General features: G+C 62.4%; 28 protein-coding genes. 6 read left to right on the top strand and 22 right to left on the bottom strand.

Annotation, left to right across the window (positions count from 1 at the left end; translation table 11 throughout):
* From flgG to N181_RS01290, 8 genes are all read right to left on the bottom strand, one after another.
* Positions 1 to 789 carry a flagellar basal-body rod protein FlgG gene (gene flgG / locus N181_RS01325; protein WP_060563202.1) on the bottom strand — a complete coding sequence of 263 codons (789 nt, stop codon included), beginning with the start codon at positions 787 to 789 and terminating at the stop codon, positions 1 to 3.
* 11 nt (positions 790 to 800) lie between these two features.
* A complete protein-coding gene (gene fliE / locus N181_RS01320) occupies positions 801 to 1,136 on the bottom strand; it encodes a flagellar hook-basal body complex protein FliE (RefSeq protein ID WP_014327338.1) in 336 nt (111 codons plus the stop codon).
* A complete protein-coding gene (flgC, locus tag N181_RS01315) occupies positions 1,136 to 1,555 on the bottom strand; it encodes a flagellar basal body rod protein FlgC (protein WP_014327337.1) in 420 nt (139 codons plus the stop codon). Before flgC ends, fliE begins: the two co-directional genes overlap by 1 nt.
* Positions 1,556 to 1,560: 5 nt before the next feature.
* Complete coding sequence (gene flgB / locus N181_RS01310) at positions 1,561 to 1,941, bottom strand: flagellar basal body rod protein FlgB (protein ID WP_014327336.1); 381 nt, start codon at positions 1,939 to 1,941, stop codon at positions 1,561 to 1,563.
* Between the two features lie 191 nt (positions 1,942 to 2,132).
* On the bottom strand, positions 2,133 to 2,684 hold the full coding sequence (locus tag N181_RS01305; protein WP_037392027.1) for a hypothetical protein: 552 nt from the start codon (positions 2,682 to 2,684) through the stop codon (positions 2,133 to 2,135).
* 2 nt (positions 2,685 to 2,686) lie between these two features.
* Positions 2,687 to 4,087 carry a flagellar protein export ATPase FliI gene (fliI, locus tag N181_RS01300; RefSeq protein WP_014327334.1) on the bottom strand — a complete coding sequence of 467 codons (1,401 nt, stop codon included), beginning with the start codon at positions 4,085 to 4,087 and terminating at the stop codon, positions 2,687 to 2,689.
* Positions 4,088 to 4,153: 66 nt separating this feature from the next.
* Positions 4,154 to 4,879, bottom strand: a complete 726-nt coding sequence (gene flgF / locus N181_RS01295) for a flagellar basal-body rod protein FlgF (protein WP_014327333.1) — start codon at positions 4,877 to 4,879, stop codon at positions 4,154 to 4,156.
* 1 nt (position 4,880) lies between these two features.
* The gene (locus N181_RS01290; RefSeq protein WP_014327332.1) at positions 4,881 to 5,660 is read right to left on the bottom strand and encodes a DUF1217 domain-containing protein; all 780 of its coding nucleotides are present in this window, start codon (positions 5,658 to 5,660) and stop codon (positions 4,881 to 4,883) included.
* 182 nt (positions 5,661 to 5,842) lie between these two features.
* Between N181_RS01290 and motA the strand changes: the two genes are divergently transcribed.
* From motA to N181_RS01260, 6 genes are all read left to right on the top strand, one after another.
* The gene (gene motA, locus N181_RS01285) at positions 5,843 to 6,721 is read left to right on the top strand and encodes a flagellar motor stator protein MotA (RefSeq protein WP_014327331.1); all 879 of its coding nucleotides are present in this window, start codon (positions 5,843 to 5,845) and stop codon (positions 6,719 to 6,721) included.
* A gap of 4 nt (positions 6,722 to 6,725) precedes the next feature.
* A complete protein-coding gene (locus N181_RS01280; RefSeq protein ID WP_014327330.1) occupies positions 6,726 to 7,673 on the top strand; it encodes a FliM/FliN family flagellar motor switch protein in 948 nt (315 codons plus the stop codon).
* Between the two features lie 55 nt (positions 7,674 to 7,728).
* A complete protein-coding gene (gene fliN, locus N181_RS01275; RefSeq protein WP_037392023.1) occupies positions 7,729 to 8,310 on the top strand; it encodes a flagellar motor switch protein FliN in 582 nt (193 codons plus the stop codon).
* Between the two features lie 28 nt (positions 8,311 to 8,338).
* The gene (gene fliG, locus N181_RS01270; RefSeq protein WP_014327328.1) at positions 8,339 to 9,370 is read left to right on the top strand and encodes a flagellar motor switch protein FliG; all 1,032 of its coding nucleotides are present in this window, start codon (positions 8,339 to 8,341) and stop codon (positions 9,368 to 9,370) included.
* A gap of 325 nt (positions 9,371 to 9,695) precedes the next feature.
* The gene (gene flhB / locus N181_RS01265; protein WP_014327327.1) at positions 9,696 to 10,778 is read left to right on the top strand and encodes a flagellar biosynthesis protein FlhB; all 1,083 of its coding nucleotides are present in this window, start codon (positions 9,696 to 9,698) and stop codon (positions 10,776 to 10,778) included.
* Positions 10,775 to 11,221 carry a hypothetical protein gene (locus N181_RS01260; RefSeq protein WP_037392021.1) on the top strand — a complete coding sequence of 149 codons (447 nt, stop codon included), beginning with the start codon at positions 10,775 to 10,777 and terminating at the stop codon, positions 11,219 to 11,221. Before flhB ends, N181_RS01260 begins: the two co-directional genes overlap by 4 nt.
* A 130-nt stretch (positions 11,222 to 11,351) precedes the next feature.
* Here N181_RS01260 and visR read toward each other — a convergent pair whose 3' ends face one another.
* The 14 genes from visR to N181_RS32755 all read right to left on the bottom strand — a co-directional run bounded on the left by visR (position 11,352) and on the right by N181_RS32755 (position 24,739).
* Positions 11,352 to 12,092 carry a transcriptional regulator VisR gene (visR, locus tag N181_RS01255; protein ID WP_037392020.1) on the bottom strand — a complete coding sequence of 247 codons (741 nt, stop codon included), beginning with the start codon at positions 12,090 to 12,092 and terminating at the stop codon, positions 11,352 to 11,354.
* A 10-nt stretch (positions 12,093 to 12,102) separates the two neighbouring features.
* Positions 12,103 to 12,840, bottom strand: a complete 738-nt coding sequence (gene visN, locus N181_RS01250; RefSeq protein ID WP_037392018.1) for a transcriptional regulator VisN — start codon at positions 12,838 to 12,840, stop codon at positions 12,103 to 12,105.
* Positions 12,841 to 13,694: 854 nt separating this feature from the next.
* Positions 13,695 to 15,374, bottom strand: coding sequence for a flagellar basal-body MS-ring/collar protein FliF (fliF, locus tag N181_RS01245; RefSeq protein ID WP_037392017.1), 1,680 nt, complete (start codon positions 15,372 to 15,374; stop codon positions 13,695 to 13,697).
* 359 nt (positions 15,375 to 15,733) lie between these two features.
* Complete coding sequence (cheT, locus tag N181_RS01240) at positions 15,734 to 16,126, bottom strand: chemotaxis protein CheT (RefSeq protein ID WP_037392016.1); 393 nt, start codon at positions 16,124 to 16,126, stop codon at positions 15,734 to 15,736.
* Between the two features lie 60 nt (positions 16,127 to 16,186).
* The gene (gene cheD / locus N181_RS01235) at positions 16,187 to 16,741 is read right to left on the bottom strand and encodes a chemoreceptor glutamine deamidase CheD (protein WP_037392015.1); all 555 of its coding nucleotides are present in this window, start codon (positions 16,739 to 16,741) and stop codon (positions 16,187 to 16,189) included.
* Positions 16,738 to 17,127 (bottom strand): response regulator, encoded by a 390-nt coding sequence (locus tag N181_RS01230; protein ID WP_012706841.1) that lies wholly within the window; start codon positions 17,125 to 17,127, stop codon positions 16,738 to 16,740. The genes cheD and N181_RS01230 overlap by 4 nt, the downstream gene beginning before the upstream one ends.
* Positions 17,127 to 18,179, bottom strand: a complete 1,053-nt coding sequence (gene cheB / locus N181_RS01225) for a protein-glutamate O-methylesterase CheB (protein ID WP_037392014.1) — start codon at positions 18,177 to 18,179, stop codon at positions 17,127 to 17,129. The genes N181_RS01230 and cheB overlap by 1 nt, the downstream gene beginning before the upstream one ends.
* Positions 18,176 to 19,084 (bottom strand): protein-glutamate O-methyltransferase, encoded by a 909-nt coding sequence (locus N181_RS01220; protein ID WP_012706839.1) that lies wholly within the window; start codon positions 19,082 to 19,084, stop codon positions 18,176 to 18,178. The genes cheB and N181_RS01220 overlap by 4 nt, the downstream gene beginning before the upstream one ends.
* Positions 19,081 to 19,548 (bottom strand): chemotaxis protein CheW, encoded by a 468-nt coding sequence (locus tag N181_RS01215; protein WP_014327318.1) that lies wholly within the window; start codon positions 19,546 to 19,548, stop codon positions 19,081 to 19,083. The genes N181_RS01220 and N181_RS01215 overlap by 4 nt, the downstream gene beginning before the upstream one ends.
* 4 nt (positions 19,549 to 19,552) lie before the next feature.
* Positions 19,553 to 21,853: a chemotaxis protein CheA gene (locus tag N181_RS01210; protein ID WP_037392010.1), complete on the bottom strand. Its 2,301-nt coding sequence runs from the start codon at positions 21,851 to 21,853 to the stop codon at positions 19,553 to 19,555.
* A gap of 19 nt (positions 21,854 to 21,872) precedes the next feature.
* Positions 21,873 to 22,238, bottom strand: a complete 366-nt coding sequence (locus N181_RS01205) for a response regulator (protein ID WP_012706836.1) — start codon at positions 22,236 to 22,238, stop codon at positions 21,873 to 21,875.
* Between the two features lie 3 nt (positions 22,239 to 22,241).
* The gene (locus tag N181_RS01200) at positions 22,242 to 22,535 is read right to left on the bottom strand and encodes an STAS domain-containing protein (protein WP_012706835.1); all 294 of its coding nucleotides are present in this window, start codon (positions 22,533 to 22,535) and stop codon (positions 22,242 to 22,244) included.
* A gap of 29 nt (positions 22,536 to 22,564) precedes the next feature.
* Positions 22,565 to 24,175 carry a globin-coupled sensor protein gene (locus tag N181_RS01195; protein ID WP_037392008.1) on the bottom strand — a complete coding sequence of 537 codons (1,611 nt, stop codon included), beginning with the start codon at positions 24,173 to 24,175 and terminating at the stop codon, positions 22,565 to 22,567.
* A 387-nt stretch (positions 24,176 to 24,562) separates the two neighbouring features.
* Positions 24,563 to 24,739, bottom strand: a complete 177-nt coding sequence (locus N181_RS32755) for a hypothetical protein (protein ID WP_153451782.1) — start codon at positions 24,737 to 24,739, stop codon at positions 24,563 to 24,565.
* Between the last annotated feature and the right edge of the window lie 89 nt (positions 24,740 to 24,828).

Genomic DNA, 24,828 nt, shown 5'->3' with positions numbered 1-24,828 from the left:
TTACCTGAGGTTCTTGCTCACCGTGGCGGCCATCTCGTCTGCGGCCTGGATGACCTTGGAGTTCATTTCGTAGGCGCGCTGGGCCGAGATGAGGTCGGTGATTTCCTTGACCGGATCGACGTTGGAGGATTCCAGATAGCCCTGCTTGATCTGTGCGAAGCCCGGATCGGCCGGCGTGCCGACGATCGGCTCGCCGGATGCCGCAGTCTGCTTGAAGAGGTTTTCGCCCTGCGGTTCCAAGCCGGCTTCGTTGACGAAATTGGCGATCGTCAGCTGGCCGATTTCCTGAGTCTCCGTCGCATCGCCGATCCGTACCAGAACCTGGCCGGAAGCCGAGACGGTGATGTCGGTCGCGTCCTGCGGCACGGTGATGCCGGGAACGACCGTGTAGCCGTCGATGGTGACGAGCTGGCCGGTGGCGTTGGTGTTGAAGGCGCCCGAGCGGGTATAGACCGTTTCGCCATTGGGCGTTTCGACCTGGAACCAGCCACGGCCGACCAGCGCAAGGTCGAGATCGTTGCTGGTGTTGACGAGGCTGCCCTGGACATGGAGGTTGCGGACGGCGGCCGTCTGGACACCGAGACCGACGATCGCGCCTTCCGGGACGATCGCCTGATTGGAACGGTTCGGCACGCCCTGGGCGCGTTCCGTCTGATAGAGCAGGTCCGAAAATTCCGCCCGCGCCCGCTTGTAACCGGTCGTGTTGATGTTGGCGATGTTGTTGGCGATGACTTCGAGGTTCAGCTGCTGGGCGTTCATGCCCGTGGCGGCGATGGAAAGGGCCTTCATGTCACGTTCCTTCAGATCTGCATGCGGGCGATTTCGAGATAGGCGGTGACCACCTTGTCGCGGATGGCGAGCGCGGTCTGCAGCGACTGTTCCGCATTCATCACCGCATCGACGACCTCACGGGTGTTCGCCTCGCCGCGGATCGCCTGCAGCGACACGCCTTCTGCCGATTTCATCGAGCGGATTGCGTCCGTGGTCATGGTGCCGAGGACGTCGGCGAAGCTCTGCGCTTGCGGAGCGGCAGCTCCGGCACTCGGCAGGGAGAGCGCGGTCGAGGCGCTCGGGCTGGTGCCCTCGGCCTCCTTCAAGGTCGAAAACGCGCCGACGGACTGAATTGCATCGATCATTATTGCGAAGCCCTCAACAGGTCGATTGTCTGGGAAATGAGTTCGCGGGACTGCTTGACGGTCTGCAGGTTGGCCTCGTAGGCGCGGTTGGCTTCGCGCATGTCGGCCATCTCGATCAGGATGTTGACGTTCGGCATCTTTACCATGCCCTTCTCGTCGGCCGCCGGATTGCCGGGGTCGAACTCGATGCTGAAACTCGAATCGTCGGTGCCGAGGCGCTGGACCTCGACGAGCGACGCGCCGCTAGCCCGATCGACTTCCGCGGCAAAGGAAATCGTCTTGCGGCGATAGGGGTCGGCGCCGGGCACGTCGCCGGTGGAACGGGCATTGGCGATGTTTTCGGAAACGATGCGCAGGCGCGTCGACTCCGCCTGCAGGCCCGAAGCCGAAACCTTGAGTGCCGAGGTCAAAGGATCCATGGGTGTTATTTCCGTACCGTCGTGAGCATCATCCGGTGAAAGGATTTCACCAGTCCGGAATTGAGTTCGTAGTCGCGCTTGATCTCGCCCGTCTTCATCATTTCCTGCTCGAGCGCGACGGTGTTGCCGGACTGCTGGACCGCCACGTCGTCGATCATGCTGACGTCGGTCACCTGCGCGGCATCCGGGCTGTCGGTGAAATGGGCACGATGCGTCGCGGCCATCTGGATGCCGGTGTTCTGGAGCACGCTTTCGAAGGGCTGGACGTCCTTGGCCCTATAATGCGGCGTATTGGCATTGGCGATGTTGCCGGCCACGACATTCTGGCGGACCGTCAGCCATTGGGCCTGGCGCGACGCGAGTTCGAAAAGCTGAATCGGATCCATCGACTACTCCTCATGAGATGAGGAGGACCCTAGGCGGGTAATCTTGCGTGGGACTTGTCGAGAAACCGGGATGAGGAGCCTACTGCACGTTTCCCTAAATCGCAGCCGATTCAGGGAAAAGAACATGCAGCACTTCAAAGTGCGACAGCGACCTTTGCGCGTCTGACAAGACGCGCAGCGCTGTAGGCCGCCTAGTTGGCCTGGTAGACCTCGCCCTTGGAGGTGATCATCACCCAGCGGCCGTCGCGCTCTTCGAAGGTCGCCAGCCGGCTGTTGTCCGGCAGGACCGAGCCGATGCGGACGATATACATGCCGGTCGCGTCCTCGATAAGAGCCCTTCCGTTGGCGACGTGCATCAGCTTGAAGCCGGACGGTTCGGGAAAGGGCTGTTCCAGGCCGGCTTCCTGCCCACCCGCGGCCGTGGCCGGCTGATGCTCGAGCCCGAGCACGGTCGCCGTCGTCAGCCGATCGATCGCCGCGGCGGTCTCCTCGTCCATGTCGGTCATCGCCAGCGGCGAGACCGACACGACGCCGCGACCGGACCGCTCCGGCAGATCCCGCGTCGTTCCCTGCCAGAGCGGCGGAATCGAGAACTGGTCCTGGTGCAGGAAGGCGTACCACGGAAAGAAGGTCGCAAAGGCCGCCATGGCCAGCCCGATGGCGCCAAGGACCTTGTCGGTCAGCGGCATCTTGGCGTGGCGCCGGCGCTGGTGGACGATTTCGTCCGCTTCGTTATCGGTCATTGCTACCCCTTCCCCCGGATAGCCGCGGCGGGCTGGTTGCCCATGGCGGCCGCCTTCAGCGCATTTGCCAAGTCGGTGAAGGCATCGGCGGCGGATCGCTCGCCGGGGGTCTGCTTGAGGACGTCATAGATGACGGGTACCTGTTTGATCGCCATGTCGAGATCGGGATCGCCGCCGGCCCGGTAGCCGCCGATCAGCCTGAGGTCGCGGGTTTCCTCGAAGCGATGGATCAGCGATTTCAGCCGCGCCACGAGCTTTTCCTGATCCGGCGTCCAGGCCTTCCTTGCCAGGCGCGAGATGGAAGCCAGCGGATCGATCGGCGGATAGCGCCCCTCTTCCGCCAGGCTGCGGTCGAGGACGATGTGGCCGTCGAGGATGCCGCGCGCCGAATCGGCAACCGGATCGTTGTGATTGTCGCCGTCGACCAGGATCGAGATGATCGCGGTAATCGTCCCGGTCCCCTCGGCGCCAGGGCCGGCCCGCTCGAGCAGGCGCGGCAATTCGGTGAAGACCGAAGCCGGATAGCCGCGGGCGATCGGCGGCTCGCCTGCCGCGGTCGCCACCTCGCGGATCGCATGGGCGAAGCGCGTCACGCTGTCGATAATCAGCAGAACGTTGTCGCCCTTGTCGCGATAGTGCTCGGCGATCGTCACCGCCGTCAGAGGCGCCATTTTTCTGAGCATCGGGCTTTCGTCGCTGGTGGCGACGACGGCAACCGATTTGGCAAGATTGTCGCCGAGCGTGTCCTCGATGAATTCACGCACTTCGCGGCCGCGTTCGCCGACCAGCGCGATCACCACCTTGTCGAAGGCGTCGGCACGCGCCAGCATCGAAAGCAGCGTCGACTTGCCGACGCCGGAGCCGGCAAAGATACCGAGGCGCTGGCCGAGGCAGAGCGGCGAGAAGATGTCGACGGCGCGCACGCCCGTCTTGAAACCCTGCTCGACCCGTCTGCGCGTCATCGACGGCGGCGCAGTATTGGAGATCGAACGACGCATGTCGCCCTGCATGAGGGGGCCGCGGCCATCGATCGGTTCGGCCAGCGCGTTGATCGTCCGGCCGCACCAGTTGTCCGTCGGCGCGATACGGAAGGCGCCCTTGCGGATGACGGTATCGTGGATGCCGATGGGATCGCCGGGCTCGATCGGGCAGACGACGACCCGCTCCGGTTCGACGCGCACCACTTCGCCGAGATGGGTGCCGGTGGCGCTCTTGTGCGCCACGAAATCCCCCAGCCGCACATGGCGAGAAAGACCGGTAACGGTATAGTGCCCCGGCGAGATCGTCTGGACATGACCGCCAGGGGCGATCGAAACGTCGGGATTGGCATAGCGCTCCACAAGGCCGGCGAGCGCCGCCAGCGAGGTCGAAGCTGGAATGGTGTCAGAGCCTTGGGGTTCCATGTAGATTTCCGTTGCGTCGACACCGGCCGGTTGCCGTGAGCCTCTTCACACTTTCCTTGCTTCGCTCTAGCGCTCGCCGCCGAGCGTCTTGATCGCCTCTTCAAGCGATCCTTCGCTGTCGCGCATCAAAGCCGTGACATTGTCAAAGGCGCGCGTCACCATGATGAGCTGGGTCATTTCCTGGACGGCATTGACGTTCGACTCTTCGAGGAAGCCCTGCATCACGCCGACATCGAAGCGGTCGACGACGGGTTCCGGTTGAGCGGCCGGCATGACGGCACTGTTGTCATAGCGCACGAAGCCGCTGGAGAAATCCGCCTCATAGAGGCCGAGGAGGCCAACCTGGACGCCGTTCTGGTGGATGGCCCCGTCGGCGCCGACGGTGATCTCGCCGGCACCGCCATTCAATTGGATCGGCGCACCGCCGGCGTCGAGCACCGGATATCCCTTGAGGGTCACAAGTTCGCCGGTTTCCGTCAGGGTGAAGCGGCCGTCACGGGTCAGCGCCGGCCCGCCGGGCGTGTCGATGTTGAACCAGGCGTCTCCCTTGATGGCGAAGTCGAGCGCGGACCCGGTCCGCGCCAAGGCGCCGTTGCTGGTGCTTAAGTATTCCTCGCCTTCGGACACGTACGAGACCTTGGTCGGCTTCGTATCGCCAAGCACCTGGTCGAATTTCACTTCCGTGGAGCGGAAGCCGACCGTATTGGCATTCGCGATGTTGTCGGCAAGCGTGTTCAAGCGCTTCTCAAGCGCCATCTGCGATGAAAGCGCCACATAAAGGCCGGTCTGCACGTCAGCGTCCCCCGAGTTTCAGATTGTTGATGGAAAGGAGCAGGTCGGGGGAAATTCCGTAGCCGCTCGAAGAACCGAAGACCGCAAGCGGATCGTAACTGTCGGAAGAATTGTTGATCTCCCAAAGGGCGGTGAAGCGATCGACGAAGGCCGCGAGCTTTACAGGATCCTGGAAATCCTTGAGGTCGATCGCTTCCTCATAGGCTTCGGCCTGTCGGTCGACGTCGGCTGCGGCAAATTCCTCGGGCAGTTGCAGCGCGGTCCGAACGACTTGCGCCAGCGCCTCGTCGGCAATGATCTCGTAACCGCTGGTGATCAGAGGCGCCATGCGCTCGAAATAGAGAGCCAGCCGGACGCCGGTATTTTCCTCGCCGGCATTCTGCTCCAGGGTCTGGTGCGTGTATTTGTCGACGACGCCCTTTTGCGCGCGCTCGAACGAGGTTGCGGTATCGCCGTGCCGCGCGAAGTTCAGCGATTCGACCAGGGCCTTGTAGCGGCTATCGGCCAGCTTGTTGGCAAAAGCATCCTCGCTATCGATGCCCTCGGTAAGCACCTTGCGCATGAAGGCCTTGGCATAGGCCATGTCCTCGATACCGTGCGCCTTCATCGCATAGTCATAGAGCCGGCTGTCGGCGAAGAACTCGTCGAGCGTCTTGATGCTGCCGATCCTGGAAAGATAGTACTCCGTCTCGCGCGCCACGACCGGCTGCTCCGAGACGCGCTCCAGCGAGCTGGTGATGTCGGCGGTAATCAGCTTATAGCTCGTATAGGTCGTGGTCACTATCGGTCGCCCTGTGCGGAGTAGCAGCCCGGCGCGATGGCCCGACCTTGCCGAATCCTGACCTTATTGGCTTGCGCGAACCTGTTCGTCGCGCCGGCGGCGAGCGGGGCTCACGACCAGCCTCACGCAAGGATGAAATCCTATTCCATCGGAGGAAAATCACGATCGCGACAGGTATCGACATGAATATCATCATCGGGCTTCTTGTGACTTTCGGCTGTATCCTCGGCGGATACCTCGCCATGGGCGGCCACCTGGAAGTCCTCAACCAGCCCTTCGAATTGCTGATCATCGGCGGGGCCGGCATCGGCGGCTTCATCATGGCCAATTCGATGAAGGTGGTGAAAGATACCGGCAAGGCGCTCGGCGAAGCGTTCAGGCACAAGGTGCCGAAGGAGCGCCACTACCTCGACACGCTCGGCGTGCTCTACAGCCTGATGCGCGACCTTAGGACCAAGTCGCGCAACGAGATCGAAAGCCACATCGACAATCCCGAGGAATCGCCGATCTTCCAATCCGCGCCGACCGTCCTGCAGAACAAGGAACTGACGGCGTTCATCTGCGACTATGTGCGGCTCATCATCATTGGCAATGCCCGCTCGCACGAGATCGAAGCGCTGATGGACGAGGAGATCCATACGATCACCCACGACAAGATGAAGTGCTATCATGCGTTGACGACCATGGGGGATGCCCTGCCGGCGATCGGCATCGTCGCGGCGGTTCTCGGGGTCATCAAGGCGATGGGCGCCATCAGCGAGGCGCCGGAAGTGCTGGGCGCCAAGATCGCCGCCGCCCTCGTCGGAACGCTGCTCGGCGTGTTCCTCTCCTATTCGATCGTCGGTCCCCTGGTCGCAAACATCAAATCGGTCCGCGAGAAGCAGAACCGGCTCTACGTCATCGTCAAGCAGACATTGCTCGCCTACATGAACGGCTCCGTTCCCCAGGTCGCGCTTGAATATGGCCGCAAGACGATCTCCGCCTATGAGCGGCCGTCGATCGATGCGGTCGAGCAGGAGATGATGAACCCGGGCGGCGGCGGCGAAAGCAAGGCGGCTTGATACCATGACCCCGAGCACCGAATCGAACGTCTACGCCTTCGACAGGAAACTGCTGGCGCGCATGACCGGCGCGCTCGGCGACGACAAGACAATCGGCCGCACCGCTCTGGAGCTCGGCCATGTCTTCAGCGAACGCCTCCCCGATATGCTCAAGCAGGAGACCGGGCGCGACATCGCGATCGGCTATGCCGGCGTCAAGATGGGGCTCAGGAATGAACTCATCGCCGATCTCGGACAAGCGGTTCTCCTCAGTGACGTTTCTCTCCGCAACTGGTGCGCCGATTTCCACATCGGCTGCGACAGCCCGGTTCTCATTGCCCTCGTCGAAGCCCTGCTCGGCGCCGAACCCACCGACATCGAAGAGCCGCTGCCACGGGCGCTCTCCAAGATCGAGATCGACGTAGCGGTGCCGGTGTTCGAGAGGATCGCCGAGGCTGTGCGCATGGCGGTAGACGCACCGGGCGGTTTCGAACCGGTGGTCGGACGGCCGCATAACGGGGCGGAACGCCTGCCGCCCGACCCCGCGCTTGAGGATGTCTATGCCGCCTCGATCGACATGACCTTCGGACTGGGACCGGTGCTTTCCACCTTCTCGGTGATCATCCCGCAAAGCGTGCTGCTCAAGACCCAGATCGTCCTGTCCAGCAACGCCGGACGAAACGAAAGCATGAAGACGGATTGGAGCGAGCAGCTCGAGGAGCAGATTCGCCGCTCGGCCGTGACGCTCGAGGCACGCATCCAGCTGGAGAGCCTGACGCTCGACACGATCAGCCGGCTGCAGCCGGGAGACGTGATCCCGTTTCATGACGGCCAGGACGTGCGGGTCGAGGTCAACGCCAACGGTCGCGATCTCTATGTCTGCGAGTTCGGCCGGTCGGGGTCGAGATATACGGTTCGCGTCAAGGACACGCACGGTTCCGAGCAGGACATCCTTCGTCACATCATGAGTTAAACCGACCTCGCATCGCAGAATGCCTGAGGCAAGCTTCAACTGGAATAATCCGCACATGGTACGCAAGAAAGCAGCATCCATCGAAGAACAGGCCGCATTTGCGGGAGACGCCGAGCTCGACCAGGCGATCGACGATCTGCGCGGCGTTCTCAAGCAGGACGGCGCAGCAACGGATTTCGGCGCCGAGTTCGGCGCTGCCGAGCCGTTCGGCCAGGGCGGGGACTTTGGTGGCGGTCTCGGTGCGGGCGGCTTCGGCGGCGATTTCGGCGACACCTCCCTGGACGGCAGCCTCGATGTTGGAACCGGCTTTGCCGGCAGCGATTTCGGCGGCGACGGTTTCGGTGCGGTGCCGTCCGGCATCGAGAGTGCGCCGGGCAGCGGCATGGCGGCAAATATGGACCTGATCATGGACATCCCGATCGATGTCCAGATCGTGCTCGGCACGAGCCGGATGCAGGTCTCCGGTCTTATGGGGCTGACCGAGGGGGCAACGATCGCGCTCGACCGCAGGATCGGCGAGCCGGTCGAGATCATGGTCAACGGCCGGGTGATCGGCCGCGGCGAGATTACCGTCCTCGAGGGCGATGTGACCCGGTTCGGCGTCAAGCTCATCGAGATCAAGGGCAGCAGGAAATAGGCCCGATGATCGGGCGAGGGATAAATCCATGATGGATTTCGAAGGTTTCGAAGCGCAGGCACTGGCAACACCGCTCAGTCAGACGGAGAAGGCCGCCGCCGTGCTGCTCGCCATGGGCAAATCCGTGGCCGGTAAACTCTTGAAATTCTTCACGCAGAGCGAATTGCAGGCCATCATCGCCGCGGCGCAGTCGCTGCGCGCCATCCCTCCCCACGAGCTTGAGGCGCTGGTCAACGAGTTCGAGGACCTGTTCACCGAAGGCGCCGGCCTGATGGACAACGCCAAGGCGATGGAGAGCATTCTCGAAGAGGGCCTGACCCCCGACGAGGTCGATGGCCTGCTCGGGCGGCGCGCCACGTTCCAGTCCTACGAGGCAAGCATCTGGGATCGGTTGCAGGAATGCGATCCGGCCGCGGTCGCCCAGTCTCTCGCCGAGGAGCATCCGCAGACGATCGCCTATGTCCTGTCGATGATGCCCTCGAGCTTCGGCGCCAAGGTGCTGCTGCAGCTATCGGACCGACTGCGCCCGGACATTCTCAATCGCGCCGTCAACATGAAGAATGTCAGCCCAAAGGCCGCCTCGATCATCGAGGCGCGCGTCATCGAGATGATCGACGAGATGGAGGCCGAGCGCAATTCGCCCGGCCCGGCGAAGATCGCCGAGGTGATGAACGAGCTCGAGAAGAAGCAGGTCGATACGCTGCTCGCGTCGCTCGAAACGATCAGCACCGATTCCGCCAAGAAGGTCCGGCCGAAGATATTCCTCTTCGACGACATCCTTTACATGCCGCAGAGAAGCCGGGTGCAATTGTTCAACGACGTCTCGACCGACGTCATCACCATGGCGCTCAGAGGCTCGGCGCCGGAACTGCGCGAATCGGTGCTCGCCTCCGTCGGCGCGCGCCAGCGGCGCATGATCGAATCGGACCTTGCGGTCGGCGATGCCGGCATCAACCCGCGCGACATCGCCATCGCCCGCCGCTCCATCACGCAGGAAGCGATTCGCCTTGCAGCCAGCGGACAGCTGGAACTCAAGGAAAAGGAAGCGGAAGCCGCTTAGATCACGATGATTTTAGGTCGGATCGACCTAAAATCATGACCGTATCGATTCTAATAGGTTAGAGCGGGATGCGGGCGGAAAACCGCACACACTTTTCCTCATCCCGCTCTAATCGCGAATCCGCCCAAGGGCCACACCTCGGCAAAAACTTGATCTGATTTCTGTTGAGCCGGGTGCCTTCTTGCCGTCCGGCTCTTGCGCATGACACCCGCGCGGTCCACCACAGAGGCTGTGGAGCGCGTCGGCTTCGGCCGTTAGGAACGGCAGTCCCGTCGGGGATGAGGGAGGCCGCCGGCTCCTTGCCAGGATGGGAGCTTCCTGTTTCATGTCGGAAGACCAGGACAAGGACAGTAAAACCGAGGCGCCATCGGAGAAGAAGCTTTCCGACGCGGCGGACAAGGGCAATGTCCCCTTCTCTCGCGAAGTGACCGCCTTCGCTTCGACGCTCGCCGTCTACATCTTCATCGTCTTTTTTCTTTCCGACGGCGCGGCAAGCACGGCCGAGGCTCTCAAGGACGTATTCGAGCAACCGGATGCCTGGCGCCTCGATACGGCAACGGATGCCGTCGGACTGATCTCGCATGTCGTGCTGAAGTCCGCGGAATTGGTCCTTCCTATTTTCCTGCTGCTGATCATCTTCGGCGTCGGGTCGTCGATCTTCCAGAACCTGCCGCGGCCAGTGCTCGACCGGATCATGCCGAAGATGAACCGCGTCTCGCCGATAGCAGGCTTCAAGCGCATTTTCGGCGTTCCGGGGCTGGTGGAATTCGCCAAGTCGCTGTTCAAGATCATCGTCGTGTCGATCATCGTCGTCCTGGTCCTCTGGAACGACTATTTCGCCACGCTCGACCTGATGTTTTCAGATCCGGTGACCATCTTCGCCACAATGACCTCCGACCTCAAGCAGATCGTCACCGTCGTGCTGCTTGCGACCGCGGTGCTGGCGATCGTCGATCTCTTCTGGACCCGTCATCATTGGTATAGCGAATTGAGGATGACGAAGCAGGAGGTGAAGGAGGAACTGAAGCAGTCCCAGGGCGACCCGATCGTCAAGTCGCGGCTTCGGTCCATGCAGCGCGACCGGGCCCGCAAGCGCATGATAGCCTCCGTGCCGCGCGCCACCCTGGTGATCGCCAACCCGACGCACTATGCGGTCGCGCTCCGCTACGTGCGCGAAGAGAGCGACGCCCCCGTCGTCGTCGCCATGGGACAGGATCTGGTGGCCCTGAAGATCCGCGAGATCGCCGAGAAAAACGGCATTCCTGTCTTCGAGGATCCGCCGCTCGCGCGCTCCATGTTTGCACAAGTCTCGGTGGATAGTGTCATTCCACCGGTGTTTTACAAGGCAGTCGCCGAACTCATTCACCGGGTTTACGCAGCTCAGCCGCAACAAAAACGGGTGACATGATCTTGAAGAAGTGCGAATTCTCCGAAAAACGCGAAAAACTAGTGGCAGAGGCGATTCGTCCGGTCGCAACCGAACTGCGCCTGATCGACGCTGCGGACTTCATCGCCCTCCTGCGGTTCGAGTCCTATGCGAGCCTCGCCGATCTCGTGGAATCGGCGGCGGAGCTCTATTTCCTGCCGGGCACCGTGAATTTCGGCCTCGGCGGAAACTACAATCTCGACTGGAACAGCCGTCCGGAAATCATTCTGGACCTCGAGTTGAAGCCCCGAGGCGTAACAGTCTATGCGCGGCTCGTGCTGGCCGGGGAAACAGCCGGCATCGAGATCAGCCACATCAACTTCCAGCATCCCTCGACCGATCCGGACGAGAATACCGCCTTCCTCGCCAGGAGCCTGGAGGAAGCGAAATTCGTCAAGTCCTATCCCCTGCCGCTCGCAAGCTGATCAGTTTGGAGCGGCTGGGCACCCCTCATCCCGCTGCCGCGACCTTCTCCACGCAAGCGGTGGAGAAGGGCAAGCTGCGCGCGGGTAAAGGGTCGGAGTATGGGCAGCCAACCCTGGGAACAGTCGTTATTTAACTGATGTAGCCCAAGCGAATCGCCTTGGCGATCGCCTGGATCCGGTTGACGGAATCGAGTTTCGTCGTGGCGGCCCCGAGATAGGCATTCACGGTGTGGACCGAAAGTCCCATCTTCTCGGCGATCTCCTCGCTGATATAGCCGTCGCCGGCCATCTGCAGACAGGCGATCTCGCGGTCGCTGAGGCTCTCGCCCTTGAACAGTCGTCTTTCGTCTGCCGCCAGCATGTCGGCCATGACCTGCGCGCAGCGCCCATGCAGGTCGAGGACCTGTTCGGCCGGCGCGTCGATGTAGCTGCCGGCAAAGACCACATAGCCGTTGCCCTGCGCGCCAAGCCGTATCGGCAAGGCGATGCCCGAATAGGAGAGCTTCCGCCCTTTCAGCCGGTTGGAGAACAGAGCCATATCCGGAGCGTCGGCTGCCTGATGCTCCCCCTGGCCATCCCACAGCACCGCCAGCGGCGAACGATCGAGGTGCTGGAGCAACTCCTCGCCATAGACCTTCAAGAGTTCATGCGCATTCGTCTCGGAGGCGGCACCCCAATTGTGCAGGACGCAGGTGAGCTTGCGCGTTGCCGGCATGCCCCTTCCATTGACACGCAAGACCGCGAAGTTCTTCGCGTTGATCTGCCGCTGCATGGCCTGCAGCCGGGTCACCAGTGTCGCCGCGCGTGCCGCGCGCGCGCTTCGGCCGAGACGGGCATCGTCCACGCGACTCTCCGGATCCAGGTGCACCATCGTTCAGCTCCTATACCAGATTGTGCCGGACGGCGTGGGCGATGGCCTCCGACCTGGTGCGCGTCGCGGTCTTTCGCATGACGCTGGTGATGTAGTTGTTGATCGTGTTGCGGGAGATGCCGAGGATGACGGCGATCTCCTCACTCGTCTTGCCTTCGGCGATCCAGAAGAGGCATTCGAGCTCGCGCTCGGTCAGTTCGAATTCCCGGTCGTGCCGCACGCCGGCATCGGCCTTGAAACTCGCGAGATAGCTTGCAAGCACGGCGACATCGCGCAGCCCCTCCTGGGACAAGATGACGTCCTCCGGAAACAGCAGCATCAACGAGAAACGGGACCGGCCGACATTGAACGTGACGGAGCAATAGGAGCGGTTGACCCCGCGCGGCAGATCGATGTCGTCCGGCAGGACCTGGAAGCAAGGCTGCAGCGCCGTCAGGCACTTTTCCAGTTCGGTCGTTTTTGCGTTCAGACCGATGACGATGCTTGCAAGGCGCCGCACGACGTCGAAGGGCCAGTCGGAGCAGAGAACGAAGTCAAGCCCCCCGTCCTGCGAGAGATCGTGGCGCGCCAGAAGATGGTGCGTCGCGCCGACATACTCGGTCAGAATGGCCAGCCCGTTGGCGAGGCTGCTGCGCCCGGCAGCTTCCCCGAGCCTTCGGATCAATTGTTCGCGCGATATGCCGCGACTGCTCATGCGCGGCGCGGCGGTCTGCAAAGACCAGGCCGCGCCAGTCGTTGAAATCTCCATGACTTTCAGCCCCCGTGCCGGATTCGACGCCCCTTGGAAACCACCCTTGCCCTGCCGACAGACAGCCAGAGCCGGTATTTCCACCCGCAAACCAGGACGCGAATCAATATGTAAACTGTACATCTCCGCCCCTAAAAAGACACTGCGATTGCGACGCGATTTGCTTGTACACCCTTGAGTAGAGCAGCCACCCGCTTTCCGGTTTGCGTCACGATTGCCGCCGCCGACCCATGCGCTGGCCAATTATCGTATACAGATGATTTCTATCATTTTTTCGCGAATTGTCATTGCCAAGCGCCGCCGTGGGGGAAGGCGTCAGAGACACGCCTAAGGAGTAGATGCGGTCGCTTTCCGACAACTTCCTGTGCCTTCAATGCCGCCAATCGCTCGAATATAGATGAGTGAGCTTTACTTTCGAATGACGCCTGTTGCTAAAATGCACCAAGTCGGAGACGCTCTGGCAGTAGCAGAGAACTGTATAAAATCAAAGATGATCCAAACTTTATTTCGGCTTTTGGAAGTTATATCTCCAGGAAGCTGAACACTTCAAAACAATCGTCAGTGGACTGGCAGCGATCGAGGGGCGTCGTCGGTCCTTCCGAATCTAATATGGTTAAATTTTCTTTAAAAGTTTCGATCCGGCTCCTCCCCTAGACTCGCCCGGTCGGTTTGGATTCTTGAGACGGATTGGATGTCCACGCCGCCAGGGCGGAATCGACTCAGGCACTATTTCGATCAGCGCGATAAATCATCAGACGATCGTGGTGATACGTACCGAACTGGCCTGTTGCACAGAAACGCGAAATCCCGCCGGTGCGGCGGGATTTCTTCTGCAGGGTTTCTCTCGAACAATTTCAGGCGGCGCGGTCGAGCGACCATTTGCGGAGGATTTTCGCGGCGCGCTCCTCGCTGATCTCCACCATGCGGGCAAGCCGGCGCTCCGGACCTTCCTTGACGCGGCGATTGAAACCATTGCCTTCGTCGCTGAGATTGAGCAGGTCGTCCGTGCTGTCGAAGCCGAAATCCGAACCGAAGCCTTCCATGAGGGCACCGCCCGCCGCGCTGGCACCGGCCGGAGAGAAATCCGGCAGCTCGAGACCGGCGCCCTCGCCTTCGAGGTGACCCGACTTGCCGCCGAAGCCCATCTGCCGGGCAAGGGGCCGCATGCCCAGCCAGACGACCAGGAAGGCAACGAGGATGAAAGCCAGCGAGTTGATGATGCCGCCGAGGTTGCGCGTCAGCATCTCCATGACGCCCGGTCCGGACACCGGCTGATCGAGCAACTGCGTCTCGACGAAATCCATGGCATTCAGCGTGACGACGTCGCCGCGGTTCGCGTCGACGCCAGCAGCAGACGCGACGATCTTCTGCATGTCCTGGAGATAGGCATCGATCTTTGCCTGGTCGGCCCCTTCGCCGACCATCGCCGCCAGACGGCCGCGGTTGACCACGACGGCGATCGACAGCCGTTCGATCGAATAGCTGTTCTTGACGGTCGCGATCGTCTTGCTGTTGATCTCGTAGTTCGTCTGTTCTTCCTTCTTCGCCGCCTCGTCGTTCGACTGCTGGCCCGCACCGCCACGCGGCGCCGCCTGGGGCACGTTCTGCTGCACGGTCGCGGCGTTGTCCGGCTGCTGCTGGCTGGATTTCTGCTCTTCCTTGATCACGCGCGTGGAGCGCTCGACCCGGGATTCCGGATCGAAGACGGTCTCCTGGATCTGCTGGACATCGGTGTTGAGCGAGGCCGTGACACTGGTGCGGAAATTGTCCATGCCGAGGAAGGGCGCAAGGGCGTTGTCGATCTTCTTCTCGAGATCGGTCTGAACGTTCTGCACCACGCCGAGCGACTGGTTGAGGGCGCTGTTTGCCGGGTCGTCGCCCGAGGCCAGAAGCTGTCCGGTCGAATCGAGGATGGTAACATCGTCGATATCGAGACCCGGGACGGACGAGGCGACGAGATGGCGGATGGAAGAGGCGGCGCCCCGGCCGACCGTCGCGCTCGCGCGAATCATCACCGATGCCGTCGGCGTCTGCTCGGCCTTGCGGAAGCTGCCCCGCTCGGGCATCACGATATGAACGCGCGCTGCGGCGATGCCGGAAATCTGCTGGATGGTGCGGGCAATCTCGCCCTCCAATGCGCGGACGCGGGTGACCTCCTGCATGAAGGAAGTGAGCCCGAGCGAGCCGACATTATCGAAGAGTTCGTAACCGGCGTTGGCGCTGCTCGGCAGGCCGCGCTCGGCCAAGAGCAGCCGAGCCTTGCCGGTCATGCCCACCGGCACCAGGATGCTGCCGCCCTCCGAGCCGACCTCGAAGTCGAGATTGGCCTCGGCAAGCGCAATGCTGATCTGGGTGACATCGCTGCGCTCGAGGCCGACATAGAGCGTTTCATAGGCTGGCTTGTTGACGTAGATGGCAGCGCCGAGAACGAAGCCGATTGCGACGATGCCGGCCACCGCGAGTGCTATCAGCTTGCTCTGCCCGAGATTGCTCAGGTTTTTCGTGAACGTCGAGAATTGATCGAACAGATTCATTCTGTTTCCGCACCCAGTATCGCATGGCACCCTTGCCGGTACTCGACGGCGTCATGCGAAGATCCAACATTCTGGTAAGCCAAGTATCGATACGCGCGAATCTACCAGCCCCGGAAGCGAAGCTAGGCGGCGAAACTTGCGCGAACTTGACGAATGTCGCAGCCAGGATGTTTTATCGGCCCGCCGCTACGACTGACGGGCGGTCCGGCGGAAAACCGCTTCGCACTTTTCCTGATCCCGATTTACTTCAAGCCGCGATCCGGGCGGAAAACCGCTTCGCACTTTTCCTGATCCCAGTGTTTCGAGCCGCGGGATCCGGGCGGAAAACCGCTTCGCACTTTTCCTGATCCCGCTTGGGATCAGAATGCCTCGAAATCGCCCGAGGCCTTCGTGAGCGGCTGCGAGTGGTCGTGGCGCAACAGGCCGTTGCCGAGCGCCTTCTTCATGTCGGCGAGCTTGACCAGATTCACCGCAGTCGAGATATCCACGAGGCACGTGTCGGGGATCGATGCGGTGATCGTGTCGATGAATTCGGCGAGACCCCGGGTCTTCTGGACCGCGAGATCGATGCCCTGGAGCACCATCATCTTATCGGTAGGATCGGTCGCCGATCCATCCCGGCTGTTCCAGAGCTGCGGCTCGATACGCTCGATGAGATAGGCGACGTCATGGAGCTCCGTGACGATGCGCATCAGCACTTCCGGCAGCGATTCTTCCGCGTGAGGCATGTAGCTCTGGTGGTCGGTCTGCATCGTTTTTCTCACGTGGTCTGGAAAGGAATCTTTGGCACCGGCCGGCTGTCGGATGCGCGATCAGAAGAACTCGATCGAGCTTTCCACCGGCTTCGGCGCAGGCGCGGGCCGCTGGTCCTGATGGATAGCGCGCTGGGCTTCCACTCCGGTCAAGGCGTATTGGCGGGCACGGCCCGTCACGGGCCAATATTCCAGCTTGCGGCCATGTTCGCCGCCGGTGCTTTCGCCGACGATACGGATGCCTTCGTCAAGCAGGAACTGCCGCGCGAAGGCGGCGTTCTGCTCGCCGACATTCGAGAACCGCGCGATCGTCTTGGCTCCGCCGAAAATCTTCGCCTCGAGGCGATCGCGGCGCGCGCCCTGTTTCAGGAGACCGTTGATGAGCAGTTCCATGAGATGCACGCCGTAGCGCGTCGCGTCACCGGCCGATGCCGGCGACGTCGAAGAGCCGGGCAGCAGGAAGTGGTTCATGCCGCCGACGCCCGACACCGGGTCGCGCATGCAGGCCGCCACACAGGAGCCGAGAATGGTCGAGAGAACGACATCCGGATCGTTGACGACCTTGAACTCGCCCTGAATGACATGCACACGCCTGCCGGCAGCCTCCAGCATCATTTCAGCGCCCCGAACACGGCCTCGATCGCTGCCTTCATCTTTTCGATGGTGAACGGCTTGGCGAGAACGTTGTTGGCACCGAGTGCCGCGGCCTTCTGGACCAGCGCCCGGTCGCCCTGGGCGGTCAGGATGATGAAGGCGGCCTTCTTCGTGTTCGGGTTCGAGCGCACGGCCTGCAGCAACCCGAGACCGTCCATCTTCGGCATGTTGAAATCCGAGATGACCAGGTGGTGCGGGTTCTGCGCCATGATCTTCATCCCCTGCTCGCCGTCGCCGGCGGCAGTAATCTGCTTGAAGCCGAGTTGCTGCAGGGCGTCGCCCAGCAGCAGGCGGCTCGTGACCTGATCGTCGACGATCAGAACCTTAATCTTTTCGGCGATGGACATTATTCGTTTCCTTCCTTCCGGGCTGCTGCCGACTTCAAAATCTCCTCCCCGATCGAGCCGAGGGGGAGCTGCATTTCGACAGCACCCAATTCATGGGCCACTCTGGGCATTCCATAGACGACACAAGTCTTTTCGTTTTGTCCGAAGGTGCGCGCCCCGGCGTTCCGCATTTTGAGGAGACCGGCGGCGCCGTCGCGCCCCATGCCGGTCAGGATCACGCCGATCGCATTGCGCCCGGCCAGTTCGGCGACCGAATCGAACAGGACATCGACCGACGGGCGGTGTCCGTTGACGGGCTCCCGGTCAACCAGCCTGCAGCACGGCGCCGAGGCATTGGCGATCTGCAGGTGCCGGTCGCCGCCGGGCGCCAGATAGACCTTGCCGACTTCGAGGCGGGCGCCGTCGGTCGCCTCCTGGACGGTCGGCGCGCAGAGGCGGTTCAACCGCTCTGAAAAGCTCTTGGTGAAGGTGTGCGGCATGTGCTGGGTGATCACCGTCGCCGGGCAATTCGCCGGGAACTTCTGCAGCACGGCGATCAGCGCCTCCACGCCGCCGGTCGAGGCGCCGATCGCGATGATCTTGCGGCCCGCCCTGTAGTCGGAAGCGGTGCTCACGGTCGGCGCGGATGCCGCCCGGTTGCTGGTGATCATCGATTTGCGTTGCGAACGGGCGGCCGCCTTGACCTTCTCGACCAGGCCGCCGAACGGGTTCGGATCGCCGGGATGCGGCTTGCCGACGCAATCGAAGGCACCGATCTCGAGGGCGGCGATCGTCGCTTCGGCACCCTTGTGGGTCAGCGTCGAGACCATGATGACCGGCATGGGCCTGAGCCGCATGATCTTGTCGAGGAACTCGAGACCGTTCATGTTCGGCATTTCGATGTCGAGAGTGACGACATCGGGATCAAGCTGCTTGATCGCCTGACGCGCCTCGAGCGCATCGGCCGCCTGGCCGACGACCTTTACCTCCGGATCGGCATTGAGCACGGCCGAGATCAGGCCACGCATCGTGGGCGAGTCATCGACAACGAGAACTCGGGCGGGAGCGTTCATGCCCGACCTCCATGGAATTTTCCGGTATGGCGATAGGTGGTGACGCCGATATTGTCGAAGATCGCCTTGGCATCCCCCGAGACGCGCTCCGAGTGGCCGATATAGAGATGACCGCCGGTATCGAGCACGCCGGCGAAGCGCGACCAGATCTTCATCTGCGTCGGCTCGTCGAAATAAATCACCACGTTGCGGCAGAAGATCACGTCGAAGGGCCCCTTGAGCGGCCATTGCGCCATGAGGTTGAGCTCGTTGAAGGTGATCAGCCGCTTGACGCGGTCATCGACCTGCCACTTACCGCGACCGTTAACGTCGACTTCGCGGAACCACTGCTTGCGCATGGCGGGGCTGACCGTCTCGAGCGCCGTCGCGTCATAGGCGCCGGCGCGGGCGAGCGCCAGGATCTTCGGATCGATGTCGGTTGCGAGAATCCGGAAGTCGTAGTCCGCAGCATTCGGCAGTAGCGACAGCACGGTCAGCGCGATCGAGTAGGGCTCCTGGCCGTCCGAACAGGCCGCCGACCAGATGCGGACCCGGCCGCCGTTCTTGGCCCGGGCAATCAGGCCCGGCAGGACATCGGTCTTCAGATGCTCGAAATGATGGTTCTCGCGAAAGAAGCGGGTGAAGTTGGTCGTCAGGTGCGAGAGCATGTCGCGGCGCGCTGCAGCACCGGCCGGCGACGCGACGAGCTGGCAATAGTCGCGGAAGCCCTTGAGACCGAGATTGCGGATGTGTTTCGACAGCCGCGAATAGACCAGCGACGCCTTGGATTCATTCAGATAGATCCCGGCATCCGCGTAGATCATCGCGGCGATTTCGCCAAGGTCGCGACGCGTCAGCGGGTATTCGCCGGCTGCAAGGCATTCGTCCGGCGACAGCTTCTGCTCGAAAGTGGCCTGGGCTCTCATGCTGCTTCCCTTTCCTCGTGCGGGAAGACCTGGTCGAGTTCGACGAGGCAGATCATCCGTCCCTCGATCGCCAGGACGCCGCGCGCAAAGCTCCTTTCGAAGTCTGACGCTATATCCGGGGTCGGCTGGATATCGGTATCCGAGACCGTCAGGATGTCGGAGACGGCATCGACCAGGAGCCCTACCACCTGGCTTTTCACCTGGGCGACGATGATGACGTGACGCACCGTCGGCTCGGCCGCCTTCATGCCGAGGCGCGCCGAAAAATCGATGATCGGCAGCACTGCGCCGCGCAGGTTGACGACCCCAAGCATATAGCTCGGCGCATGCGGCATGGCGGTCGCAGGCGTCCAGCCGCGAATTTCGCGGACGGACATGATGTTGACGCAGAATTCCCGGCCGCCGACGCGGAAAGCGATCAGCTCCCGTCCGCCAGTCGTCAGATTTTTTGCGACATAGGTCATAGTATTATCCGGCTGCAGCAAGAGACATTTCAGGTTTCAGGGTTTGTCCGCGCGAGGCGGCGACGATCGCATCGACATCAAGGATGAGCGCCACGCGCCCGTCGCCGAGAATGGTCGCCGCCGCAATGCCCGGCACATGGGTGTAGTTCGCCTCAAGGCTCTTGATCACCACCTGGCGCTGGCCCTGGATGGCATCGACCATCAGGGCACGCTGGCCGCCGCCCTCGGACTCGACCAGCAGCGCCACGCCATCGACCGGATTGGCCTGGATGGCGCGGAAGTTCAGGATGCGGCCGACATCGACCAGCGGGCAGAAGGAGTTGCGGATCGAGATCAGCCGCTGCGAGGCGCCGAAGCTGTGAATCGCCGAGGCTTCCGGCTGCAGCGTTTCGACGATCGCCGTCAGCGGCACGACGAGCGTCTGGTTGGCAACCGTCACCACCATGCCGTCGAGGACGGCGAGCGTCAGCGGCAGGCTCATCGTGAAGACGGAGCCCTGCCCCGGCTTCGAGGAGATGTTGATGCGGCCACCAAGTGCCTGGATCGAGCGCTTGACAACGTCCATGCCGACGCCGCGACCGGAAATGTCGGAGATCTTGTCGGCGGTGGAGAAGCCCGCATGGAAGATCAGGTTGTCGATTTCCTCGTCCGAGAGATTGGCGTCGGCGGCGATCAGATCGTTGTCGATCGCCTTCTGGCGGACCTTCTCGCGGTTGATGCCGGCGCCGTCGTCGGCAAGCTCGATGACGATGCGGCCGGAACGGTGCTTTGCGGTCAGCCGCACCGTGCCTTCCGGGTTCTTACCGGCGGCGACACGCTTTTCCGGCGTTTCGAGACCGTGGTCGACCGCATTGCGGATCATATGGGTGAGCGGCTCGGCGAGCTTGTCGATAACCGTCTTGTCGACTTCCGTGTTCTCGCCCTCGGTGACGAGACGCACCGACTTGCCGGTCATGTCGGCGATTTCACGGACGATACGCGACATGCGCTGGAAGACCGGCTTCACCGGCTGCGCGCGGATCGCCATGACGCTGTCCTGGATCTCGCGGGTGAGCTGCTGCAGCTCCTCGAGCCCCATATTGATCGACGAGGTGCCGTTCGTGTCGTTCTCGATGACGCTCTGCGACAGCATCGCCTGGTTGATCACCAGCTCGCCGACCAGGTTGATCAGGCGGTCGACGCGATCGAGGTCGACGCGGATCGTCGGAGTGGCGGCGGAAGCAGCCTGCTGCGCAGCCGCCTGCGCCGCAGAAGAGGTGGGGGCCGCGCTCCGGTTGCTCTCGGCGGAGGCGCGCGCGGTCTGGGCCATCTGCAGGACGTTGCTCGCGGTCGCCGCAGCCGAGACGGCATCGTCGCGGGCCTCGCGCTGGGCAACAACCTGCTCCTCATCCTCAGCCGCCCCCGACGAGGCGGGCACGTCGTCGTCGAGCAGCGACAGATCGAACGGTACGGGCTGCATCGGCGGTTCCTCGCCGGTGCCGGTGTGGTCGCCGCCTGCCAGCGCCACGTCGAGCTCGCAATCCCATTCGGCGAACTCGAACACGGAGCGGATCGCCTCTTCGCCCTTGTCGGTCTTCAGCGATATCTTCCAGGCGAAATAGGCGGCCTCCGGATTCATGCTGCCGAGCGCCGGCAGTTCATCCATGTCGCAGTGAATGCTCATCTCGCCGAGGCGCGACAGATCGCGCAGCAGCAGCGTGGCGTCGTTGCCCTTGGCATAGAGTTCAGACTTCGGCCTGAAGAGGATCTCAAAGGTGGACGGCTCGATCGCCGGAGGTTCGCTCGCCTCGAAGTCGTCGAAGGAGAAGACAACGGGCTGGAAGCCTTCCTCGTTGACGACCGGTGCGGGCGCCGGTGCCGCTACCGGCGCGGCGGGCGGCGCTGGCTTTGCGGCCGGTTCTGAAACGGCTGGCTGCGGCAATTCGCCATTGGCGAGCGCCTCGAGTTCCTTGATCAGCTGCCGGCTGCGCGCTTCGTCGACACTGCCGCCGTCGCGGGCGGCGTTGGTGAGATCGGCGAGCACATCCGCCGATTTCAGCATGACCTTCAACACATCCTGGTTGGGTTCAAGCCGGTTGGATCGAACGCAATCGAGCGTCGTCTCGAACACATGCGCGAACGAGACGAGGTCATCCAGCCCGAACGCACCGGCGCCACCCTTGATCGAGTGGACCGCACGGAAGACGGCATTGACCGTTTCGGGATCGCGGTCGCCGTCATTGAGCCTGAGGAGACCCGACTCCAGTTCCGCGAGCTGCTCCTCGCATTCCTGGAAGAAAATCTCTTTGATTTCGTTCATATCCATTGGAGGACACCCTCGGATTTCAGGCCGTTACGCGCTCGATGGCATCGATCAGCTTGGTCGGGTCGAACGGCTTGACGATCCACCCGGTAGCGCCCGCCTGGCGTGCGCGGTTCTTCTTCTCGGCGTCGCTTTCGGTGGTGAGCACCAGGATGGGCACGGCGCGGTAGCGGTCGTTCCTGCGGACGCCTTCGATAAAGCCGAAGCCGTCGAGGCGGGGCATGTTGATGTCGGTGACGATCACGTCGGGATTGGCGGTCTCCAGCACTTCGAGGCCTTCGACGCCGTCCTCCGCCTGGATCGTTTCGAAGCCGGCATTGTTGAGGGTGACAAGAAGCATGTTCCGGATTGTCCGGGAATCGTCCACAGTCAGAACTCTCTTCTTCATTTCTCAAATCTCCTTTGCCATCAGGGGCGCAATGTCCACGCCGATGAGCTGTGTCGTTTTAACGAACGCGTCCGACACCTTGGCAAAGGTGAAGGACACCCGATCCTCTTCCCAACTTCTTGCACCGGCCATCAGCACCTGTGCGCAGAGCGTTCCGATGCGCTCGACAGCGGACGCATCGATCGCGACGGGCGACCCTTTGAGCGAAAGCAGCCTTTCATGCAGCGCCGTCGCCTCGTTCAGGTCCAGGACCGGAGCGAGCTTCAGCGATTTCTTTGCGGTGTTCTTGCTGGCCATTCTGTTCCTCGACTGACCTGTTCCTGACACTAGCGCCGCCATCCGGCGACGTGCCGCCCGAGGGCGGCGTCATCGCTGAACGGCATCGCAGCTTCGTCCTCGACTTGCGGCAGAAGCGCCGGCGGCGGGGAAAAGGTCGAAGCCCTCAAGCCGGCCTGGCGCTCGAAACGGAAGCGGCGGATCGTCTGTCCCAACTCGAGGATGGTGCCGCGGAGATCCTCGGTCGAAGCCGCCGCCTCGCCGGCGAGCGTCGCGCTTCGGGTCATCGCCTTCGAGATGCCGCCGATCTCGGAGGTCGCGGCGGCCAGATCGTTCACCTGCGTCTCCGCGTCGCGCGCGATGCCGGAGACGGCGGCGTTGATGGAAATCACCTGGTCGACGATGCTGCTGATCGCGTTCTGCGTCTGACCGACGATCTCGACGCCGGCTTCGACCTGCGTCTTCGTGCCGTTGACGAGTTGCTTGATCTCGCGCGCCGCTTCGCCGGAGCGCTGCGCAAGTGCCCGAACTTCCTGCGCTACGACCGCGAAGCCCCGGCCGCTCTCGCCGGCGCGTGCCGCCTCGATGCCGGCATTGAGGGCCAGCAGATTGGTCTGGAAGGCAATTTCGTCGATCACGCCGATGATCTGGCCGATCTTTTCGGCGGAAGCCTCGATATCCGCCATGGCGGAAATCGCCTGACCGGCGATCTCGCCGCTGCGCTCGGCAGCCTGGCGCGTCTCGCTCGCCTTGGCCTCGGTCTCGCTGATCCTGATCGAGCCCGAGCGCATTCGTTCCGTCATCGCACCGAGTGCTGCGACCTGGCCGGTCAGCGCTTCCGCTTCGTCGCTCGCGGTGCCGGAAAACTCGCTCGTGCGGCCGCGAAGGCTTTCCACCATGCTTTCAGCGGCAGCGGCGCGCTTGTCGCCGGACAGCAGAGCGTTCTGGATCTGGTCCAAAGCGGCATTCAGCCCTGCGACGATCGGCCGATACGCATCCGGCGCATCCGTGGGAAGGCGAGCGCCAAGGTCACCGGTGCCGAGAGCCTGCAGGAAATCGGAGAAGAGCGCCGTCACTTCGGACTCGTCGCCCTTGCGTTGGTCGGAGAGCTGGCGTTGGTGCTGCTGGCGGAGCGCGTTGAAGCGCAGCGACACCGCAATCTCGCTGTCGACGAAGGCGGCGCGGACGAGTGCGGCGACCAGCCGGCAGAGCTCGTTCCTGCGTGCCTTGCCGAACGGAAGCAAGGATTTGGGCCAGGCATTCCCGATGGCGCCTACAATCAGATGCTCCAGCACGACCGCATGGCTTGCGAGCTGCCAGCGCGGGTCGAGCCCCATGCGGGCTTCGGTGTCGGCGAGCACCTTGACACGCTCGGCATAGAGCGCGTCGAAACGGGCGTCGGTCAGCACATTCCAATGGGACGACTGGAGGTCGTGCAGTCGGTCCAGCTGGCGGTCGCTGTCGAAATGACGGACGGCGTCCGGATTGGCCTGCAGCCGTTGGAAAAGGTCACGCAGCGCGAGCTCGATGCGCGGCGACAGCACCTGGCGATGGTCGCGCAGAAGCGCACAGGCTGCTTCGTCGAGGCCGGCAAAGCGCAGGCGCTCGAGCAGACTGCCCGCCTGGCCCTTCCTTGCCTGTTCTAACGCTTCCTGCTGCACGCTGTTCCCCGGCCTGATGCGTAGTCGAAATTTGCCTGAGGGAAGATGTGGCCCGCTGAAGGGGCTGTGGCCGGTCACGCCCAATCGGTGAAATCGGCGCGCCTGAGCGTTCTCTATCGTCCATCCCGCAAGTAACTTCGGTGAGATTGCATACCGGACCGGAACCGGTACGGCGGCGTGGCATCATGCCTTGAGAGAAGCTGGAAACTTCCTATTCCGACGTGTTGGACCATGTTTATGGTTAATTCCTTGCTTGAAGGTTAACGGTTTCCAGCCCGTAATCGGAATCGCTAAAATTCAACCAGCGCGTTACTCTCTGCTGGCTTGCACTGTTTTACTCGGCCGGAGACAACAGGTTTTTAATCACAAGAGTTTAGAATTGCGGTTCTACTTGTCGTCCAGTATCGAATCGAAGGTCAAATGGGCGCGAACCGCGCACGCTGCACCGTCATAGGCACAAGGCGACATCATGAAGATGCGTCCACGGGTATGAGCAATGATTGTTCTTGGAATTAGCGCCGCCACCATCGCAATCCTCGCAATGACGGCGATCTCGATCGTCATCAATCTCGAACATAGACGAGCGGCGAACAGAAACATTTTCTGACGCAGGCCCTCCGACCAGCGTTCAAGAATATCCGTTCGTTCTTACT

The organism is Sinorhizobium fredii USDA 205 (assembly GCF_001461695.1).
GTDB lineage: Bacteria > Pseudomonadota > Alphaproteobacteria > Rhizobiales > Rhizobiaceae > Sinorhizobium > Sinorhizobium fredii.
The sequence above is the reverse complement of the archived record's forward strand: the minus strand, read 5'-3'. Positions and strand labels throughout refer to the sequence as shown.

Excerpts from the sequence above, each read along its gene's own strand:
- flgG (WP_060563202.1), bottom strand. The coding sequence starts at position 789 with ATGAAGGCCCTTTCCATCGCCGCCACGGGCATGAACGCCCAGCAGCTG.
- fliE (WP_014327338.1), bottom strand. The coding sequence starts at position 1,136 with ATGATCGATGCAATTCAGTCCGTCGGCGCGTTTTCGACCTTGAAGGAG.
- flgC (WP_014327337.1), bottom strand. The coding sequence starts at position 1,555 with ATGGATCCTTTGACCTCGGCACTCAAGGTTTCGGCTTCGGGCCTGCAG.
- flgB (WP_014327336.1), bottom strand. The coding sequence starts at position 1,941 with ATGGATCCGATTCAGCTTTTCGAACTCGCGTCGCGCCAGGCCCAATGG.
- N181_RS01305 (WP_037392027.1), bottom strand. The coding sequence starts at position 2,684 with ATGACCGATAACGAAGCGGACGAAATCGTCCACCAGCGCCGGCGCCAC.
- fliI (WP_014327334.1), bottom strand. The coding sequence starts at position 4,087 with ATGGAACCCCAAGGCTCTGACACCATTCCAGCTTCGACCTCGCTGGCG.
- motA (WP_014327331.1), top strand. The coding sequence starts at position 5,843 with ATGAATATCATCATCGGGCTTCTTGTGACTTTCGGCTGTATCCTCGGC.
- N181_RS01280 (WP_014327330.1), top strand. The coding sequence starts at position 6,726 with ATGACCCCGAGCACCGAATCGAACGTCTACGCCTTCGACAGGAAACTG.
- fliN (WP_037392023.1), top strand. The coding sequence starts at position 7,729 with ATGGTACGCAAGAAAGCAGCATCCATCGAAGAACAGGCCGCATTTGCG.
- fliG (WP_014327328.1), top strand. The coding sequence starts at position 8,339 with ATGATGGATTTCGAAGGTTTCGAAGCGCAGGCACTGGCAACACCGCTC.
- flhB (WP_014327327.1), top strand. The coding sequence starts at position 9,696 with ATGTCGGAAGACCAGGACAAGGACAGTAAAACCGAGGCGCCATCGGAG.
- N181_RS01260 (WP_037392021.1), top strand. The coding sequence starts at position 10,775 with ATGATCTTGAAGAAGTGCGAATTCTCCGAAAAACGCGAAAAACTAGTG.
- visR (WP_037392020.1), bottom strand. The coding sequence starts at position 12,092 with ATGGTGCACCTGGATCCGGAGAGTCGCGTGGACGATGCCCGTCTCGGC.
- visN (WP_037392018.1), bottom strand. The coding sequence starts at position 12,840 with ATGGAGATTTCAACGACTGGCGCGGCCTGGTCTTTGCAGACCGCCGCG.
- fliF (WP_037392017.1), bottom strand. The coding sequence starts at position 15,374 with ATGAATCTGTTCGATCAATTCTCGACGTTCACGAAAAACCTGAGCAAT.
- cheT (WP_037392016.1), bottom strand. The coding sequence starts at position 16,126 with ATGCAGACCGACCACCAGAGCTACATGCCTCACGCGGAAGAATCGCTG.
- cheD (WP_037392015.1), bottom strand. The coding sequence starts at position 16,741 with ATGATGCTGGAGGCTGCCGGCAGGCGTGTGCATGTCATTCAGGGCGAG.
- N181_RS01230 (WP_012706841.1), bottom strand. The coding sequence starts at position 17,127 with ATGTCCATCGCCGAAAAGATTAAGGTTCTGATCGTCGACGATCAGGTC.
- cheB (WP_037392014.1), bottom strand. The coding sequence starts at position 18,179 with ATGAACGCTCCCGCCCGAGTTCTCGTTGTCGATGACTCGCCCACGATG.
- N181_RS01220 (WP_012706839.1), bottom strand. The coding sequence starts at position 19,084 with ATGAGAGCCCAGGCCACTTTCGAGCAGAAGCTGTCGCCGGACGAATGC.
- N181_RS01215 (WP_014327318.1), bottom strand. The coding sequence starts at position 19,548 with ATGACCTATGTCGCAAAAAATCTGACGACTGGCGGACGGGAGCTGATC.
- N181_RS01210 (WP_037392010.1), bottom strand. The coding sequence starts at position 21,853 with ATGGATATGAACGAAATCAAAGAGATTTTCTTCCAGGAATGCGAGGAG.
- N181_RS01205 (WP_012706836.1), bottom strand. The coding sequence starts at position 22,238 with ATGAAGAAGAGAGTTCTGACTGTGGACGATTCCCGGACAATCCGGAAC.
- N181_RS01200 (WP_012706835.1), bottom strand. The coding sequence starts at position 22,535 with ATGGCCAGCAAGAACACCGCAAAGAAATCGCTGAAGCTCGCTCCGGTC.
- N181_RS32755 (WP_153451782.1), bottom strand. The coding sequence starts at position 24,739 with ATGACGATCGAGATCGCCGTCATTGCGAGGATTGCGATGGTGGCGGCG.